The organism is Micromonospora palomenae (genome assembly GCF_007829925.1).
Lineage (GTDB): Bacteria > Actinomycetota > Actinomycetes > Mycobacteriales > Micromonosporaceae > Micromonospora > Micromonospora purpureochromogenes.
The window spans coordinates 449,651-465,994 of sequence record NZ_VIXA01000004.1 but is presented as its reverse complement, the minus strand read 5'-3'; the positions used below and the strand labels follow the sequence as shown (position 1 = coordinate 465,994).

16 protein-coding genes are annotated in these 16,344 nt (G+C 72.0%); 7 read left to right on the top strand and 9 right to left on the bottom strand.

The window, feature by feature from the left end; translation table 11 throughout:
• Positions 1-183: 183 nt before the first annotated feature.
• A complete protein-coding gene (locus FHX75_RS26810; protein ID WP_154943107.1) occupies positions 184-957 on the top strand; it encodes a DUF1223 domain-containing protein in 774 nt (257 codons plus the stop codon).
• A 46-nt stretch (positions 958-1,003) separates the two neighbouring features.
• Here FHX75_RS26810 and FHX75_RS26805 read toward each other — a convergent pair whose 3' ends face one another.
• Positions 1,004-2,194 (bottom strand): MFS transporter, encoded by a 1,191-nt coding sequence (locus FHX75_RS26805; protein WP_211364594.1) that lies wholly within the window; start codon positions 2,192-2,194, stop codon positions 1,004-1,006.
• A gap of 262 nt (positions 2,195-2,456) precedes the next feature.
• Between FHX75_RS26805 and FHX75_RS26800 the strand changes: the two genes are divergently transcribed.
• The 3 genes from FHX75_RS26800 (at position 2,457) to FHX75_RS26790 (ending at position 4,874) form a co-directional block, all read left to right on the top strand.
• Positions 2,457-3,008 (top strand): DUF5872 domain-containing protein, encoded by a 552-nt coding sequence (locus FHX75_RS26800; RefSeq protein ID WP_154943174.1) that lies wholly within the window; start codon positions 2,457-2,459, stop codon positions 3,006-3,008.
• A gap of 121 nt (positions 3,009-3,129) precedes the next feature.
• Positions 3,130-3,504, top strand: a complete 375-nt coding sequence (locus tag FHX75_RS26795; RefSeq protein WP_154943106.1) for a PadR family transcriptional regulator — start codon at positions 3,130-3,132, stop codon at positions 3,502-3,504.
• Entirely contained in the window at positions 3,501-4,874 is a 1,374-nt protein-coding gene (locus tag FHX75_RS26790) for a permease prefix domain 1-containing protein (protein WP_154943105.1), read from the top strand. Before FHX75_RS26795 ends, FHX75_RS26790 begins: the two co-directional genes overlap by 4 nt.
• A gap of 97 nt (positions 4,875-4,971) precedes the next feature.
• Here the strand turns inward: FHX75_RS26790 and FHX75_RS30990 are convergent, their stop codons facing one another.
• Positions 4,972-5,136, bottom strand: coding sequence for a hypothetical protein (locus tag FHX75_RS30990; RefSeq protein WP_170285466.1), 165 nt, complete (start codon positions 5,134-5,136; stop codon positions 4,972-4,974).
• A 93-nt stretch (positions 5,137-5,229) separates the two neighbouring features.
• On the opposite strand from FHX75_RS30990, the gene FHX75_RS26785 reads away from it, so the two are divergent.
• Positions 5,230-6,573, top strand: coding sequence for a glycoside hydrolase family 18 protein (locus tag FHX75_RS26785; RefSeq protein WP_154943104.1), 1,344 nt, complete (start codon positions 5,230-5,232; stop codon positions 6,571-6,573).
• An 88-nt stretch (positions 6,574-6,661) separates the two neighbouring features.
• Here FHX75_RS26785 and FHX75_RS26780 read toward each other — a convergent pair whose 3' ends face one another.
• From FHX75_RS26780 to FHX75_RS26765, 4 genes are all read right to left on the bottom strand, one after another.
• Entirely contained in the window at positions 6,662-7,132 is a 471-nt protein-coding gene (locus tag FHX75_RS26780) for a phage holin family protein (protein ID WP_154943103.1), read from the bottom strand.
• Positions 7,133-7,275: 143 nt separating this feature from the next.
• Positions 7,276-8,217, bottom strand: a complete 942-nt coding sequence (locus FHX75_RS26775) for a sensor histidine kinase (RefSeq protein ID WP_154943102.1) — start codon at positions 8,215-8,217, stop codon at positions 7,276-7,278.
• 116 nt (positions 8,218-8,333) lie between these two features.
• Positions 8,334-9,662, bottom strand: a complete 1,329-nt coding sequence (locus FHX75_RS26770; RefSeq protein WP_246158668.1) for a PP2C family protein-serine/threonine phosphatase — start codon at positions 9,660-9,662, stop codon at positions 8,334-8,336.
• 105 nt (positions 9,663-9,767) lie between these two features.
• Positions 9,768-11,396, bottom strand: coding sequence for a glycoside hydrolase family 10-like protein (locus FHX75_RS26765; protein ID WP_154943101.1), 1,629 nt, complete (start codon positions 11,394-11,396; stop codon positions 9,768-9,770).
• A 170-nt stretch (positions 11,397-11,566) separates the two neighbouring features.
• Here FHX75_RS26765 and FHX75_RS26760 point away from each other — a divergent pair, with 170 nt between their 5' ends.
• Entirely contained in the window at positions 11,567-12,226 is a 660-nt protein-coding gene (locus FHX75_RS26760) for a TOPRIM nucleotidyl transferase/hydrolase domain-containing protein (RefSeq protein ID WP_154943100.1), read from the top strand.
• A 48-nt stretch (positions 12,227-12,274) separates the two neighbouring features.
• Here FHX75_RS26760 and pdxY read toward each other — a convergent pair whose 3' ends face one another.
• Positions 12,275-13,126, bottom strand: coding sequence for a pyridoxal kinase PdxY (pdxY, locus tag FHX75_RS26755; protein WP_154943099.1), 852 nt, complete (start codon positions 13,124-13,126; stop codon positions 12,275-12,277).
• 66 nt (positions 13,127-13,192) lie between these two features.
• Positions 13,193-14,716, bottom strand: a complete 1,524-nt coding sequence (locus FHX75_RS26750) for a flavin-containing monooxygenase (RefSeq protein ID WP_154943098.1) — start codon at positions 14,714-14,716, stop codon at positions 13,193-13,195.
• A gap of 327 nt (positions 14,717-15,043) precedes the next feature.
• Here FHX75_RS26750 and FHX75_RS26745 point away from each other — a divergent pair, with 327 nt between their 5' ends.
• Positions 15,044-16,006, top strand: coding sequence for an AraC family transcriptional regulator (locus FHX75_RS26745; protein ID WP_154943097.1), 963 nt, complete (start codon positions 15,044-15,046; stop codon positions 16,004-16,006).
• Positions 16,007-16,032: 26 nt separating this feature from the next.
• Here FHX75_RS26745 and FHX75_RS26740 read toward each other — a convergent pair whose 3' ends face one another.
• Entirely contained in the window at positions 16,033-16,335 is a 303-nt protein-coding gene (locus FHX75_RS26740; RefSeq protein WP_154943096.1) for a GNAT family N-acetyltransferase, read from the bottom strand.
• Positions 16,336-16,344: the final 9 nt, after the last annotated feature.

Here is a 16,344-nt window from a genome sequence, read left to right as displayed (position 1 = left end):
GTCAAGGTTCCGACGGGCGGCGTCGCCCACCCTCTCCACCGGTCATGATCGCCGTCCCGGGGGAGCCGTCGCGGCCAGAATCCCGCCCGCCGGACCCGCCGTGGAGCGAAGGGCGACCGGGCATGGTCGCGGCCGGATCGGGAATCGCAGGGCCGCCAGCAGGACCGACGGAGGAGACGCGCCATGACGGACCCATCGCGCACCGGGTCGACCAGTGCTCGGACACAGTCCTCGCCGCAGGAGCGGGGCGTCGGGCCGGCCGGCGGCGGGTTCGCCGTCGTGGAGATGTTCACCTCCCAGGGCTGCAACAGCTGTCCACCGGCGGAGGAACTGCTGACCGAGATCGAACGCGAGGCCCGACAGGAGGGACAGCCCGTCTACGCCCTCGGATTCCACGTCGACTACTGGGACGACCTGGGCTGGCCCGACCCGTTCGCCGACGGGGCGTACACCACGCGGCAGGGGGCGTACGCGCGCGCCTTCGGCTCCGGGGGGTTGTACACCCCGCAGATGATCGTGAACGGCACCGTCGAGTTCGTCGGCTCCGACCGCCGACGGGCGGCGACCGCGATCGCCGCCGCCCTGACGGAGGCGGCCACCACGCCGCTCGCGCTCTCGGTCGAGGACGTCGCCGGGGGTGACGGGCGCCGGGTGGTGGTGGACTACGAGGCCGAACGGCCGCCGGGGCGGGCGGTGTTGAACGTGGCGGTCGTGGAACGTGGCCTGGAGAACGACGTCCCCCGGGGCGAGAACGCCGGGCGGACGCTGCGGCAGGACAACGTGGTGCGCGCCTTCGCGTCGGTGGGCCTGGACGCCCCGAGCGGGCGGGTCGAACTGGCGGTACCACCGGACCTCGATCCTGGACATGCCTCGGTGGTCGGCTATGTGCAGCACCACGGCAACAAGGCGATCGTCGGCGCCACAGCCGTCGAGCTCGCGATCGAGCCGGGCGCCTAGTCCGGTCGACGTCGGAGACGGGGGACGCTGGCGCCCCCGCCGTGGGTCATCGGCCGGCCGGCGCCCGGTTGGCCTTGCGCAGCCCGAGCAGGGCGACCAGGGCGAGCAGGATGACGGCGACGGCGTACTCCTTGGCCGTCCGGAGCAGGCCGCCGTGGACCACGAGGAAGCCGGCGATGACGGTGGGCAGGCCGAAGCCGACGTAGCAGACGATGTAGAGCAGGGAGAGCACGCTGGCGCGTTCGTGCGCGTCGACCAGCGGCACGACCGTCTTGAGGCTGCCCTGGAATCCGCCACCGAAGCCGACGCCCCCGAACGCCAGCCCGACGAGCAATCCGGCGACGGATTCGGTGGTGACCGACACCAACGTGATGATCATGCCCAGGATGAGTGCGCTGATTCCGATGAGCATCACCGTCCGCGCGGGGGCGTTGCGCAGCAGCAGGATGGCGATGGTCCCGAAGACGGCGAAGACGAAGACGACCAGACCGCCGGCCACGATCGAGCTCTCCATGAGGGCGCGGGTGAGCGCCGGACCGAGCGCGCCGAAGAAGCCGGCGAGCGCCCAGACGGAGAAGACCACCGGAGCGACGACGAGTACCGGCGCGCGTACGGCGCGGGGCAGGGTGATCTCCGGTCGAAGACTCTGCAGCGCTCCCCTCATCGGCGTGACCGTCTCCCCCATCAGCACCACCCCGACGCCCTGGATCAGCAGGACGACGAGTAGGACGACGTACACCAGGCGGGTCGGCGCGGGGAAGAACTGGATGAGCATCGCCGAGAGCAGGGCACCGGTCCCGGTCCCGATGCTGGGGGCGATCGAGTTCGCGAGCGTGCCGCGTGCGGGGCTGATGTCGAGCATGGCGGCCCCGACGGCGCCGGTGGCGGCACCGGCCGCGAGCCCCTGTACGACGCGGGCGGCCACCAGCGCGGGTACGCCGCCGGCGAAGACGAAGATGACCAGCGCGATCATCTGGATCGCGATCGCGACCAGCAGGACCGGCCGCCGCCCGACGTGGTCGGAGAGCTTGCCAAAGGTGAGCAGGGACGCCAGCACCGCGAGGGCGTAGACGGCGAACACCACCGTGGTGGTGATCGGCGAGAAGTGCCAGCGCTCCTGGTAGATCCCGTAGAGGGGGGTCGGGGCCGCCGACGCGGCCAGGAACGACACCAGGATCGAGGCGAGCAGAAACAGGGCGACACCCGGCGAGATCCGCCCCTGTCCGGCGTTCTGCATCAGACGTGCTCCTCAGGGTGTGCTGAGCGGGCGGCGGTCCGGCGCGGTCGATCCGGACGCTCTCCCGCTGAAAGGCCGCAGCGGAGTACCCCCTGCGCTGCGTCGCACGCGACGTGAATGGCGCGTCTCTTCGCCTTCGGCGCAGGCATTCCGGATCGTCGGCCGGTGGCGACCACTGCTCGACCTGACGGCCGATCCGGTCAGCTGGGCGCTGGCCCGCGGCGGGGCGCATAGGCCCGATCGCCTCGGGAAAGTGCTGCGTATGGCCAGGTACACGAAGCCCGAGCTGAGAAACCAGATCAAGGAAGAGCTGCAGGCTTCCGACAAGGGCGGCCGGCCGGGGCAGTGGTCGGCGCGCAAGTCGCAGCTGCTCACCAAGGAGTACCAGAAGCGGGGCGGAGGCTACCAGGGCCCGAAGGACGAGCGGCAGAAGTCGTTGCAGCGGTGGGGCGCCGAGGACTGGCAGACCAGGAACGGCGCCACCCGGGCCCGCAAGGGCGGCGAAACCAAGCGTTATCTGCCCAAGCACGCCTGGGAACGACTCTCGGAGGACGAGCAGCGCGCAACGGACACCAAGAAGCGCGAGGCATCCAGGTCCGGCAGGCAGTTCGTCGCCAACACCGCGCCGGCCAAACGCGCGCGCAAGGAGGCCACGTCGATCGACCGGCTGTCGGAGATGACGGTCGCCGAGGCGGCCGGGCTGGTCCGCGGTCTCGACATGGACGAGCTCAAGGCGGCGCTGAAGCAGGAACGCGCCGGCAAGAACCGCAAGACGCTCGTCCAACGGCTGCAGGCGGAACTCAAGCGCCGCTGACTCCGGGCGGCGCCGCACCAGATCGGCGATATCGCGTACGGCGAGAGCCCCTCCGGGATCCGTTGCGCGGCCGCCATACCTAGAACTACTATGCATTGCAGTTCTAGGGTTAGGTGGTCACATGCACATCACCAAGGATCTCGTCGCGGCCTCGGCGACCCCGCTCGTGCTGGGGATCCTCGCCGAGGGCGACAGCTACGGCTACGCGATCCTCAAGCAGGTCAACGAGTTGTCGGGCGGGCAGCTGGAGTGGACCGACGGTCTGCTCTACCCGCTGCTGCACCGGCTGGAGCGGTTGGGGCACGTCGAGTCGGCCTGGGAGACCCCACCCGGGGGCCGCCGCCGCAAGTACTACCGCATCACCGACCAGGGTCGGGCGGAGCTCGCCGAGCAGCGCCGCCAGTGGGCCGCCGTCGTCGACGCCCTGCGGGGCGTCTGGAACGCCAGCCAGTCCATCACGCCGATCGCGGCACCGGCCTGGGAGGCGGGACGATGAGCGTCAACAGCGACAACGATCTGGAGGGCCAGATCGCCGAGTGGCGGGCCTACACGCAACGCCGCCGGGAGCTGCACCACACCGATGCCGAGGAGCTGGAAGACCACCTGCGCAGCCGGATCACCGAGCTGACCGAGGCGGGCCTGCGCGCCGACGAGGCCTTCCTCATCGCCGTCAAGCGGATGGGCAGCCTCGACGAGCTGTCCCGGGAGTTCGCCCGCGAGCATTCCGAGCGGCTGTGGAAGCAACTCGTACTGCCCGGGGAGCCGGAGGCCCCCGCCGCCGCCCGTACCCGGCGGGAACTGCCCGTCATGGTGCTCTGCGCGGTCGTCGCGGCGCTCTCGATCAAGGCACCGGCCCTGTTCGGCCTCGACCTGGCCTCGGGCGACCACGGCGCCTTCTACGCGCGGAACGTCAGCCTGTTCGCGCTGCCGGCGCTGGCCGCCTACTTCGCCTGGCAACGCCGGGTCGGGCTGCGCGTCATCGGGGTGCTCGCGGCACTGTTCGTGCTCGGCGCGGTCGCCGCGAACGCGTATCCGCTGGCGGACGACTCGCAGACCCTGGTGCTCACGGCGATCCACCTGCCACTCGCGCTGTGGCTGGTGGTCGGCGTCGCCTATGCGGGCGGCGACTGGCGTTCGGACCGGCGGCGGATGGACTTCATCCGGTTCACCGGGGAGTGGCTGATCTACTTCGCCCTCATCGGACTGGGTGGCGGCGTGCTCACCGCCTTCACGGTGGGCACCTTCCAGGCCATCGGCATCGACGCCGAGGGGTTCATCCAGTCGTGGCTGCTGCCGTGCGGCGCCACCGCCGCGGTCATCGTGGCGGCCTGGCTGGTGGAGGCCAAGCAGAGCGTGATCGAGAACATGGCGCCGGTGCTGACCCGCGTCTTCACGCCGCTGTTCGCGGCCGCCCTGCTGGCCTTCCTGGTCGCCATCGTCTGGACCAACAACGGCATCGACGTCGAGCGGGATGCGCTCATCCTGTTCGACCTGCTGCTGGTCGTCGTGCTGGGCCTGCTGCTGTACGCCATCTCCGCCCGCGACCTCACGGCCCGGCCCGGTCTCTTCGACCGCCTGCAGCTCGCGCTCGTCGTCAGCGCCTTGATCATCGACGCCCTGGTGCTGCTGGCCATCACCGGCCGGATCACCGAGTGGGGTTTCAGTCCGAACAAGGCCGCCGCCCTCGGCGAGAACGTCATCCTGCTGACCAACCTGGCATGGTCGGCCTGGCTGTTCCTCGGCTTCGTCCGTGGCCGCATGCCCTTCGCCCGCCTGGAACAGTGGCAGACCCGGTACGTGATCGTGTACGCGGTCTGGGCCTGGACGGTCGTCCTCACCTTCCCGCTCGTGTTCGACTTCGCCTGATCCGGATCCGACCCGCTCAACCCCGTCCGGGTGCCTGGGCGGGGTTGAGCGGCTCAGCCGAGCGCGCCGCAGACGCGGAGTGGACGGCGGCCCGCCGCTACTCGGCCTCGGCCAGGTAGCCGACCTGCGGTGATCCCGCCGCCGAGCGGACCTCGTAGTCCCAGCGGCGCAGCGCCTGCACGAGTCTCGCGACGCCGGCAGGCGCCGCCACCGCTATCGAGCCGGGGGCAACACCGGTGTCGGTGGACGGCGTGACGGCCATGAATCAGCTCTTGACCCCGGAATGCCGGTCCGCTTAGGTTCATCAATCAGAAAGGTCTCTTTACTAATTCTCTCCACCGTCGTGGGAGTGCCGATGCGACCGTTCCGTCACCGCCGCCTCACCGCCGTCGTCGCCCTGGCGACCATGCTGGTCACCGCCGCCCCGCCGACGGCAGCCAGCGCGGACGACAGCAGGAACCGCCGTGCCGGTTACCACCGGGTCGGCTACTTCACCCAGTGGGGCATCTACGGCCGGGCCTTCCCGGTGAAGAAGCTCGACACCTCCGGGGCGGCAAGTCGCCTCACCCACGTCAACTACGCCTTCGGCAACGTGAGCGAGGACGGTCGCTGCTTCGTGGACGGTGGGCCGGGCGAGGGTGACGCCTGGGCCGACTACCAGCGTCCCGTCCCGGCGGAGGAGAGCGTCGACGGCGTCGCCGACGCCTGGGGCGAACCGCTCAACGGCAACTTCGGCCAGCTGGCCAAGCTCAAGGCCAAGCACCCCGGCCTGCAGGTGATGATCTCGTTGGGCGGCTGGAGCTGGTCGACGTACTTCTCGAACGCCGCCCGCACCGACGCCTCCCGCAAGGCGTTCGTGGCCTCCTGCATCGACCTCTACCTCAAGGGCAACCTTCCGGTCCTCGACGGTGGCAGTGGCGGCCCGGGTGCCGCCGCCGGCGTCTTCGACGGCATCGACCTCGACTGGGAGTGGCCGAACTGGCCGGGCGAGCCGGGCAACGTGGTCCGCCCGGAGGACCGGCGGAACTTCACCGAGCTGCTCGCCGAGTTCCGCCGGCAACTCGACGCGTACGGCCGGACGACCCGCAGGCACCACCCGCTGACCGCCTTCCTGCCGGCCAACCCGGCGACCATGGACGCCGGATACGAGGGTCGCGAGATCTTCCGGTACCTGGACTTCGCCACGGTGCAGGGGTACGACTTCCACGGCGCCTGGGACCCGGTGACCAACCAGCAGTCGGCGCTGCGCGTACCGTCGGGAGCGCCGCACAACCCGGACTTCTCCGCCGAGGTGGCGATCGACGGCTGGCTCGCCCGCGGTGCGCCGCGCGGGAAGCTGGTCCTGGGCATCCCGTACTACGGCCGAGGCTGGACCGGCGTCAGCGGGAGCGGCAACGGGCTCTTCCAGCCCGCGACCGGGCCCGCGCCGGCCACCTTCGAGGCCGGGTACGAGGACTACCGGCGGCTCAAGACCCTGGCCGGCAACGGCTTCACCGTCCACCGCGACCTTCGCGCCGGGCATGCCTGGTTGTTCGACGGCACGACCTTCTGGACGTACGACGATCCGGCGGTGGTGTTGCAGAAGACGCTGTACATCCGGCGGGCCGGCCTGGCCGGAGCGATGGTCTGGTCGTTGGACGGCGACGACGACAACGCCACGCTGACCAGGACGATCGGCCTCGGGCTTGCGACACCGTAGCCGCGCGCCGCGGCCGTCGTAGCGCTCCTACCCGGCAATTCCCCGGGACGGCTGGTGCTGTCGGCGGCGGAGATGGAGAGGCCGACCGTCAGTGGCCCTGCCGGTCGGACGCCCACCGGTCGAATTCTTCGCGAACGGCGGCGGCACCGGCCGGCACGACCTGGCTCGCGGTCGCGGAGACGGCGTCCTGCATCTCGTCCGCCAGCCAGGCCGGGCCACCGCCGGCCGCCCGCAGCTGCGTCAGGCCTGCCCGGCCCAGCACGACGGCGGCGACGAGGTAGCCCCCGGTGAGTCCCGCGGTGGCCAGCCTGCGGGGCAGGAAGGTCTCCAGCAGGCGCAGCGCGGTCGCCGAGGCGGCCCCGGCTCCCAGGACCACACACCCTCCGGCGGTGGCGAGCAGCGCCAGGCCGACCCCCGCCGGACGAACCGCCCTCAGCAGGTGCGTGCGTACGTCGCGGACCTCTGCACGCACGATCTCCGCCACCTCGGCAGCCAAGCGCTCGCTCGGACCGGCCGCCCGTGCGAGTCCGCCGGACCGTCCCGCTGCCGCGTCACTCATGGGCCCGCTCCTCCTCCGTTGGGGGCAGCCGCTTACCCCACAACGTCACCGCCATACCTGTCCCGACGCCCGGGGCTGAAGCTAGGACAAAGGCGACAAGGTAGCTGCGGGAGCCAAGCTGTGCCCGGAAGCGGTCATCCGGCTCAGCGGTGCATGTGCAGGCGGATCGTGGTGGCACCGGGCCGGGTGTGGACGCGCACGAGATCGCAGAGTTGGTTGACCAGGACGAGTCCTCGGCTGCCCGGCTGCCGTGGCGGCACGGGAAGCCGGCCGGCGAGCGGATTCGTGATGTGCCCGGTGTCGGTGAGCTGGCAGATCAGCCGCGTGCTGTCGGTCCAGACCGCGAGGGTACCGCCCCCGGTGGTGTGTCTGACCGTGTTCGCCGCCAGTTCGTTGACCGCCAGGGTCAGGTCGGAGACCCGGTCCGGGTGCAGCCCGGCCGCGACGGCGTGCGCGGTCACGAACCGGCGGATGGCCGGGAGAGCGTGCACGTCGATGGCGATGGTGGTCGCCCGGGCGGGCGGATCCGGCAGCGGCAGGTTGAACCCGGCGGCCACCGCGACCGGGTCGGCGTAGTACGGGCTCACCCACTCCGCGCCGTCCTTCTGCAGGACGGGGTGGGTGCGGCAGGCGTCGTCGAGCCAGCTCCGGTCCAGACGACTGGTGTCGTAGGGACAGAGGATGGTGGCCGGCCGGCCGGCGAACGCCGCGTTGATCAGGGCCTCGTGCTGGGCGCAGGCGGGGTACTCGACCTCGGTACGGCCGGCCCAGATGGGTTCGCCGATGATGCGTACCCGCTTGCCCGCGTGCGCGGCAGCGAAGGCGAGCAGGACGCCGGGAATGATCCGCCCCGGGTTGCGCCCGGCCTCGCTCATGTCGTGCAACTGCACCCGGTCCGCGTCGACGCCGAGCGCGGTACGGATCTGGTGGAGGTTGTCCCCCGGTACCGCCACCATGACCGGTTCGTCGGCGGCGAGGCCGGCGTGGATGAACGGCACCGTGCCGGCCAGGTACTCCTCGCGGTCACCGTAGAAGAGGGCGGGGTGGACGAAACTGTCGGTCCTGGTGGCGACCGAGATGCTCATGCGGCAGCCTCCGAGTGCGTGGTCCAGCCGCCTCGTCGGGCCACCGCAGCGTCAGTCCGGATGCCTGGTCGGCACCGGTCAGATGAAGTGTACGGGCGGGGCGACGTGACGGCCGGTCAGACCCGACCCGGCCCTGGCTGCCGCTGCGGGCCCGGCCCCGGCTGTCCCCGCTGCCGGAGCGGGCGAGTCCCGCCGGCGGCGGCCCGGCGGTGACGGTCGGCGCCCGGGCTCACGCGGGACTTGCCGGTCGCCTGGATGGCGAGCAGGGCGATGTCGTCGGTCGGCTGTTCACCGGCGAGCGTGGTCATGATGCGGGCGCAGACCGCTTCGGCGGCACCTGGTTCGACGGCCGCGCAGAGCCGTTCGATGCCGGTGTCGATGACTTCGCCGCGGCGCTCGACGAGCCCGTCGGTGTAGCAGACCAGCACCGCCTCGGCGGGGAACGCGACCTCGGTGAATCGGCGGGCCGGTCGATCCGGGCGCACACCCAGTGGAAGATCGACCGGAAGGTCCAGCGTCTCGACCGACTGTCCCGGTGCGGCCAGCACGGGTTGCAGGTGCCCGGCGAGGGACATCCGAATGGTGGTGCGGTCCGGGGAGATCATCGCGTACAGGACCGTGGCGAGGTTCCCGGCCTCGAAATGGTGGATCTTGCGGTCCAGCAGCGTCAGCGCGCTCGCCGGATCGTCGCAGATCAAGGCGTAGGCGCGCAGGGCGCTGCGCAGGCGCCCCATCACGACCGCCGAGCGCAGCCCGTGTCCCGACACGTCGCCGATGACGACGCCCAGCCAGCCGGACGGGAGGGTGAACACGTCGTACCAGTCGCCGCCCACGCCGGCGTCGTGGCCGGGCACGTAGCGGGCGGCCATGTCCACGCCGGGCGCATCGGGCAGGTGGGTGGGGAGCAGGCTGCGTTGCAGGGCGAGGGCGGCGGTGCGGTCGATGCTGCTGGCCCGGCTCCGGCTGGCCAGGCTCGCCCGATCGGCGGCGAGTTGGAGCACCTGCACGTCGTCGTCGGTGAATCGGTGCGGCTGGAGGCAGCCGACGTGCAGTACGCCGATCACCTCGCCGCCGGCGAGCATGGGCACACCCAACAGCGAGCAGACCCCGCTGTCGAACAGCGTCGGGTCGTCCGCGGCCGTGACCTCGTCCAGCACGACGGGCTGCTTCTCCCGGGCGATCCGGCCGGCCAACCCGCGGCCGACGGAGATCCGAGAGCCCTGCCGGACCTCGTCCGCCAACCCTCTCGTCGCGGTGGCCACGAACTGCCGGGCGTGCACGTCCAGCAGCAGGATGGCGGCGGTGTCGACCCGCAACACCTCCCGGACCCGGTCGAGGAGTTCGTCGAGAAGATCGTCGACATCAAGCTTGGACAGCGCGGCGTCGGTGATCGCCTCGATACGGCGCAGCCGCTCGTCGCTCCCGCCACCCTGCACGCCAATCACGGCAGAAGCCTAGTCCCTGCCGGGCCCGGAGCAGCCCCTCAGGAGCGCCCAGTCGGGCGTCGACCTCGGGTACGGCGACGAAACTACCGTCCGGTCATCGGGGTCCTACCGCACGTCGACGGAGACCGGCGCGCTGAGTCGGCCCTCGTTCCCGCTGCGATCCAGGCCGGACACGCAGTAGGAGAGCGGGCGGTCGGCGGGGGCGGTGCGGTCGACCCAGCCGGTCCCCCGGGCGGTGCCGACGAGCCGGGCCGCGTCGCCGTCCACCCGGTAGACGGCGAAGCTCGCGGCACCGTCGCCGCGCCAGGTCAGCGCCACCCCGCCGGCGTCGCGCCGCGCGCCGGTGATCGCGGGTACGGCGGGCGCCGCCGCCGGTAGCTGCGCCATCGCGGGCACCAGCGCCGGGCCGGCGTAGTGCGCTGCGCTGTACCGGCTGACCGCGCCGAGCTTGTCGGCGCGCACCTGGCGGGCGCTGAAGTGCACGCTCCCGCTCACCCCGTGCCGGCGGTTGAGGGCGAGCTGGCGGTCCAGCTCGGCCGGGTCGCGCCAGGCGCCGCGCTCCCCCACCCGGTAGTCGGCCTGGCCGATGTAGAGCTGCACCCGGGTGCCCTTCACCGTGGCCGCCCACCACGGCAGCAGCTTGGCGTAGTCGGCCTTGTCGAACCCGATGTGCCAGTAGAGCTGTGGCACCACGTAGTCGAGCCACTGCTGCCGGACCCAGAGCCGGGTGTCGGCGTAGATGTCGTCGTAGCTCTGCAAACCGGTGGTCGACGAGCCGGCCGGGTCGGTGCGCTTGTTGCGCCAGATACCGAACGGGCTGATGCCGAACTTGACCCACGGCTTGATCGCTTTGATCCGCTCGCTCATCTCGCGGACCAGCGTGTTCACGTTGTCCCGGCGCCAGGCGTGCTTGTCCGCGAACCGCCGGCCGTACCGGGCGAACGCCGCGTCGTCCGGGAAGTCCTGGCCGGCCTCCGGGTACGGGTAGAAGAAGTCGTCGAAGTGCACGCCGTCGACGTCGTAGCGCTGGACCGCCTCCAGCATCGAGTCCTCGACGAACGCGCGCGCCTCCGGGATGCCCGGGTTGAAGTAGAGGCGACTGCCGGGCCGGTCGGCGCTGGGATAGGTCACCACCCAGTCGGGGTGCCGCCGCAGCGGGTGCGTCGGCGCCAGCTGGTCCAGCCGGGGGCCCGGCCCACCGACGGTGGCCGGCTGCCCGCCCCGGTACGGGTTGAACCAGGCGTGGAACTCCAGGTTGCGGGCGTGCGCCTCGCTGACCATGAACTCCATCGGGTCCCAGCCCGGGTCGCGACCGTCGCGGCGGCCGGTCAGCCACTCCGACCAGGGCGCGTACGTCGACGGCCAGAGGGCGTCCCCGCTGGGCCGCACGTGCACGAAGACGGCGTTGTGGTTGCGCCGCACGGCCAGGTCGAGCCAGCCCCGGAACTCCGCCCGCGCCGTCTCGGCCGGCAGTCCGCGCCGGCTCGGCCAGTCGATGTTGTTCACCGTCGTGATCCACATGCCGCGCAACTCGCGCGGCGCCAGCGCCGCCCGGCCGGCGCAGCTGGCACCGGCGGGCGCCGGGCCGAGGGCGGCGACGGCGCCGCGATCGTCGTCGACGACCCGCTCGCGCACCGACCAGGCGCCGACCGCGACCGCCAGGGCGAGCGCGGCGACGACGGCGACGAGTGCGCGGGTACGACGGGGGTGAGCGGGCGGATCGGCGGCGGGCATTGCCCCAGTCTGCCCAGTGCCGCCCGGCGGGGTGAACCGGGTGGAGGTTACTTAACGGTCAGCTAAGGCCGGTGGGCCCGCCGGGAGCGTTCCTGCGCCTCCGGGGCACGCGGCTGCCCGACCACAATTCCGGTGGCGGTCCGGGACCGGCCGTTGCGAGACTCTGATCTGTGCGAGAGCCGGACCGTTTCCGCGCCGCCGTCGGCACGTGGGCGGCCGGCGGCACGGACGCCGTGGCGGCGGCCGCGGTGGCCCGCGAACTGGCCGAGGATGGCCTGGCAACGGTCGTCCTCGTCGAAGGGGTCAGCGACCGGAGCGCGGTGGAGGCGCTGGCCGTCCGGCGCAACCGGGATCTGGCCGGCGAGGGCGTGTGCGTCCTGCCGATCGGAGGCGCGATGAGTGTCGGTCGGTTCCTGCGGCTCTTCGGCGCGCAGGGGCTCGCCGTGACCATCCGGGGGTTCTGCGACGAGGCCGAAGAGAGCTTCTTCCGGCGCGGGTTGGAGCAGGCCGGCCTCGGTAGCGACCTGACCCGCTCCGGGATGGAGGCGTTGGGCTTCTACGTGTGCGTCGCCGACCTGGAGGACGAGCTGATTCGCGCGCTGGGCACGGCCGGGGTCGAGCGGGTCCTGGCGGCCGAACAGGATCTGGCCCGCTTCCGGGTCTTCCAGAACCAGCCCGCCCAGCGCGGGCGGGCGATCGAGCGGCAACTGCGCCGCTTCATGGGTACGACCAGCGGCCGCAAGTCCCGGTACGCCCGCGCGCTCGTCGACGCCCTCGACCCGAACCAGGTACCCCGGCCGCTGGATCAGCTACTCCCGTCCCACTCCTGACCCCCGATCCGGCCCGCCCGCGCGGTGGACGCCCCCGAGGGTCGTCCCTCAGCGCAGCCGCCGGGCGGCGAACCTGGCGGGTGGCGCGGCGATCGCGTCCTGGGCCGCGATCAACTGGATCTCCCGGGTGCCCGCCGCGAGAGTCGCCTCCAGTACGGCGAAGACGGAGGCGATGGTGCGTTCCAGCGCCGTGGCGGGCGAACCCGTCGTCCACAGGTGCGCGAGGTACAGCGCCGCGGTGACGTCGCCGCCGCCGTTGGGGCTGATCGGCAGCAGCGGGGTGGTCACCGCCCAGGCGCCCTCGTCGGAGACGGCCACCACCTCCAGCGACCCCACCGGCACGTCGCCGTGGAGCACGCTGGTGACCAGGACGTGCCGCGGCCCCGTCTCGCGTACCACGTCGACCGCGTCCAGCAGCTCCGGCAGGGAGTTGGTCGCCCGGCCGGCGAGGAAGTCCAGCTCGAAGTGGTTCGGGGTGATGATGTCCGCGCGCGGAACGACGGTGTCCCGCAGGTACTCCGGGATCCCCGGTCGGACGAACATCCCGCGGCCGGCGTCGCCCATCACCGGATCGCAGCAGTACACCGCGTCCGGGTTGGCGGCCTTGACCTTGTCGACCGCGTCGAGGATCACCGCGCCCATCGCCGGGTCACCCTGGTAGCCCGACAGCACCGCGTCGGCGGTGCCGAGGACTCCGCGGTCGCCGATGCCCGCGATCACCTCGGCCACGTCGGCCGGCGCCAGCAGCGGCCCGCGCCACGCGCCGTACCCGGTGTGGTTGGAGAAGTGGACCGTCACCACCGGCCAGACCTCGTGCCCGAGCCGCTGCAGGGGGAAGGCGGCCGCGGAGTTGCCGACGTGGCCGTAGGCGACCGAGGACTGGATGGACAGGATCTTCACCGGCTCATCATGGCGCTTCCCGCCGGCGCCGCGCGTACGGCCCGCCGTTTCTGTCGGGTGACCCACTCACCGGACGGACCGGCTCACCGACGACCTGTTCGCCGTCGCGGCGGTACGCCGGATCATGCGTGGCGTCACCCCCCGGTAGGAGCGCGGGTCGACGGGCAACAACCACTGTCGGGCCCGGGCCAGCGGGCCGAGGTTGAGGTCGAGTTCGTCGAGCACCTCGTCGATGTTGTGCATCGAGAACGGGATGATGTTCGTGCCGCGGGCGTGCTTCCCGCTGGTCCGCGCCGTCATCCAGGCCAGGCGAGTGCGCACCTCCGCCCGCATCCAGTCCGCGGGCGGCAGCGTGATCCCTCCCCGCAGGTACGCGGCCGTCCAGACCGCTGCCATCTCCGCGCTGAGCGGGCTGAAGAACGACGAGTTGTAGCCGGCGAAGGTCAGCCGCGGCACGTCGATCGGCAGGATCTGGCGGTACAGCAGGAAGTTGCCCGAGTCGTCCTGGAGCCGGGCGTGCAGTGCCTCGTCGAGGAAGGGCACGTGCTGCCGGAAGCCGGTGCCACAGATCACCAGGTCCGCGGCGAGCACCGTGCCGTCGACGAGGCGGGCGGCCGGTCGTCCGCCGTCGACCAGTAGTTCGCTGATCACCCGGTCCCGGTGGACGACGATCCGGCCGTCGGCGACGCGCTCGAAGAAGCCGTCCGTCGCGAGGCTGACCGTGCTCCGGGCGATGTCCTCGAAGGTCCCGTTCGGCACGAGACCCAGCTCGCGCAGCTTCAACTGCCTGGTCGCGACCGACCCGACGCTGTCGACCATGGTGCGGCGCAGGCCGTTCCCCGGGCCGTGCAGGAACCGCTCGACGCCCTTCAGGTTGAGGTACCGGAAGAGCGCCTCGCCCATCCGGGTGAGCAACAGGTACTTGTAGTTGAGCGCGCCGCCGAGCTTCCTGGGCATCTTCCAGAGCAGCTCGCGAGCGACGAGATGGGTCTGGGCGGCGACGTCGCTCAGCGGGACCGCCACGTCGCACGACGACTTGCCGTACCCGACGACGAGGACGTTCTTTCCGCGGGCCGCCGCCAGGTCGTGCAACTCCCCCGAGGCCAGGACGCGTCCCCCGGCGGCGGTGAAGTCCGCACAGCCCGCGAAGGACGGGACCAGCGGGTCGGAGAAGATGCCGTTGGCGACGACGAGGTGGTCGTACCGCTCCTGCGTCACGGGCTCCCGGAGATCCGTCGGTCGCGACGAGATCAGCCATCCGGTCTCGTCGTCCACGAGTTCCGCGGAGAGGACCTCGGTGGACAGGCGCAGGACGGCGTCGAGCCCGAACAGGTCCACGTAGCTCTCCAGGTACTGCTGGACCTGCTCGCCCGTCGGCCATTCCGGATAGTGCGCGGGCATGGGCAGGTCGGAGAGGTGGTAGGTGCCCTTGTCGTTCTGGGTGCGCAGTCCCGGGTACCGCCGGGTCCGACTCCACACCCCTCCGACGTCGGGTGCCTTCTCGAACACGGTGACGTCGAAGCCACTCTGCCGCAGCACCTTCGCTGCGCTCAGTCCGGCGAATCCAGCGCCGACGACGGCAATCCTCATGGCAGCCTCCGGAGAGTGGGTGACCCGCTGACGGGAGCCCGCGGCAGCAGTGGCGCGGCCGTGTCAGCACGCTAGCGAGCACGGCGGAATTCGCGCTATCCGCTGGACGCGGGCCGTATCCGATCCGCGCAACCCGGCCGGCCAGGACCGCTGGGCCGCCGTCGCCGAGGCGCCCCCTGTCGGGTCTGCGGCTTTCCTGCCCGGTTCGCCCCGGTGACGTCCTAGGGTCAGCGCATCAGGGCGCCCCGGCCGCCGGGTCCGACCCCGCGACGCCCGCCCTACGTCACCACCGGTGCACAGCCGCCCTGCCCCGCCAGGAGGTGCCAGATGGACGCCGTGACGGTCAGGACCGACGACGTCGAGCGCGCCCGTGCGGAGGTGGGTCGCGTCTTCTGTCCGCACCGGCTCACGCCGGAGTCCGGGGTCCGCAGCGTCCGGCTGCGGATGGCGGCCCGCCGGACGGGCGGCGTGGGCATCGTCGACCTCGACTACGGACGGGCGGTGCGGATCCAGCCCGCCCCGCTGGAGACCTTCTACCTCGTACAGATCCCCCGCCGGGGCAGCACGGTGGTCCGGCACGCCGGCCGTACGGTGACCTCGACGCCCGACGTCGCCTCCGTCCTCTCCCCGTACGACCCCTCGGACATGCACTGGTCCGAGGGGTCGCCGCACCGGATCTTCTACGCCGACCGGCGCACCGTCGACCGGGAGCTGGCCCGCCTGCTGGGCCGCCCGGCGGACGGCCCGGTCCGCTTCGACCTCGGCATGATCATGAACACGGCCGCCGCGACGGCGTGGAGACGCGGTGTGGAGTTCCTCGCCGACGAGCTGTCCCAGCCGACGGACGAGTCCCTGCTCCACCACCCCGCGGTCGCCGCCCGCCTCGTGCAGGCACTCGTCGGCAAGCTGTTACTGGCCCACCGCCACACCTACACGGACCTGCTCGCCGAGCCGGCGCCCCACCCGACCCCCGGGCGCCTCGTCCGGCGCGCCCGCACCCTGATCCGGGACCACCACGGCGAGGCGCTGACGGTCGGGGAGGTCGCGGAGGCGCTGCGGGTGAGCGTACGGACGTTGCAGGACTGCTTCCGCCGGGAGCTGCAGACCACGCCGACGGCGTACCTGCGCGCATGCCGGCTCGACGCGGCCCACCGCGCGCTGCGTGCGGCCGGGCCCGGGGCGTCCGTGACGGCCATCGCCGTGCAGCACGGGTTCGCCCACCTCGGCCGCTTCGCCGGCGAGTACCGGGCCCGCTTCGGCGAGTCGCCGTCCACGACCCTGCGTCGCTGACGAGCGTCAGCCCAGTCGGGCGCCGGCTAGCGGACCTTACGCGTCGATCGCACCACGATGTCGTCGTACTCGGGGTGCTTGCCCAGCCACTCGGCGAGGAACGGGCAGATCGGCACCACGGTCCGGCCCCTGGCCCGCGCGTCGTCCATCACCGCGCGAGCGAGGGTCGATCCGAGGCCCCTGCCTTCGAACTGCGGATCGACCTCGGTGTGCGTGTAGGCGATGATGCTGCCGGTCAACTGGTAGGTGACCAGCCCGGCCAGCGCACCCGACTCGTCCCGCGCCTCGAACCGCTCCCGCTCCGGCGCGTCATTCACGGTGAACTCCACCCCACCATC

Coding starts and splice junctions, on each gene's coding strand:
- FHX75_RS26765 (WP_154943101.1), bottom strand. CDS start 11,396: ATGCCCGCCGCCGATCCGCCCGCTCACCCCCGTCGTACCCGCGCACTC.
- FHX75_RS30990 (WP_170285466.1), bottom strand. CDS start 5,136: ATGGCCGTCACGCCGTCCACCGACACCGGTGTTGCCCCCGGCTCGATA.
- FHX75_RS26780 (WP_154943103.1), bottom strand. CDS start 7,132: ATGAGTGACGCGGCAGCGGGACGGTCCGGCGGACTCGCACGGGCGGCC.
- FHX75_RS26795 (WP_154943106.1), top strand. CDS start 3,130: ATGCACATCACCAAGGATCTCGTCGCGGCCTCGGCGACCCCGCTCGTG.
- FHX75_RS26805 (WP_211364594.1), bottom strand. CDS start 2,194: ATGCAGAACGCCGGACAGGGGCGGATCTCGCCGGGTGTCGCCCTGTTT.
- FHX75_RS26790 (WP_154943105.1), top strand. CDS start 3,501: ATGAGCGTCAACAGCGACAACGATCTGGAGGGCCAGATCGCCGAGTGG.
- FHX75_RS26800 (WP_154943174.1), top strand. CDS start 2,457: ATGGCCAGGTACACGAAGCCCGAGCTGAGAAACCAGATCAAGGAAGAG.
- FHX75_RS26750 (WP_154943098.1), bottom strand. CDS start 14,716: ATGAGGATTGCCGTCGTCGGCGCTGGATTCGCCGGACTGAGCGCAGCG.
- FHX75_RS26810 (WP_154943107.1), top strand. CDS start 184: ATGACGGACCCATCGCGCACCGGGTCGACCAGTGCTCGGACACAGTCC.
- FHX75_RS26785 (WP_154943104.1), top strand. CDS start 5,230: ATGCGACCGTTCCGTCACCGCCGCCTCACCGCCGTCGTCGCCCTGGCG.
- FHX75_RS26745 (WP_154943097.1), top strand. CDS start 15,044: ATGGACGCCGTGACGGTCAGGACCGACGACGTCGAGCGCGCCCGTGCG.
- FHX75_RS26775 (WP_154943102.1), bottom strand. CDS start 8,217: ATGAGCATCTCGGTCGCCACCAGGACCGACAGTTTCGTCCACCCCGCC.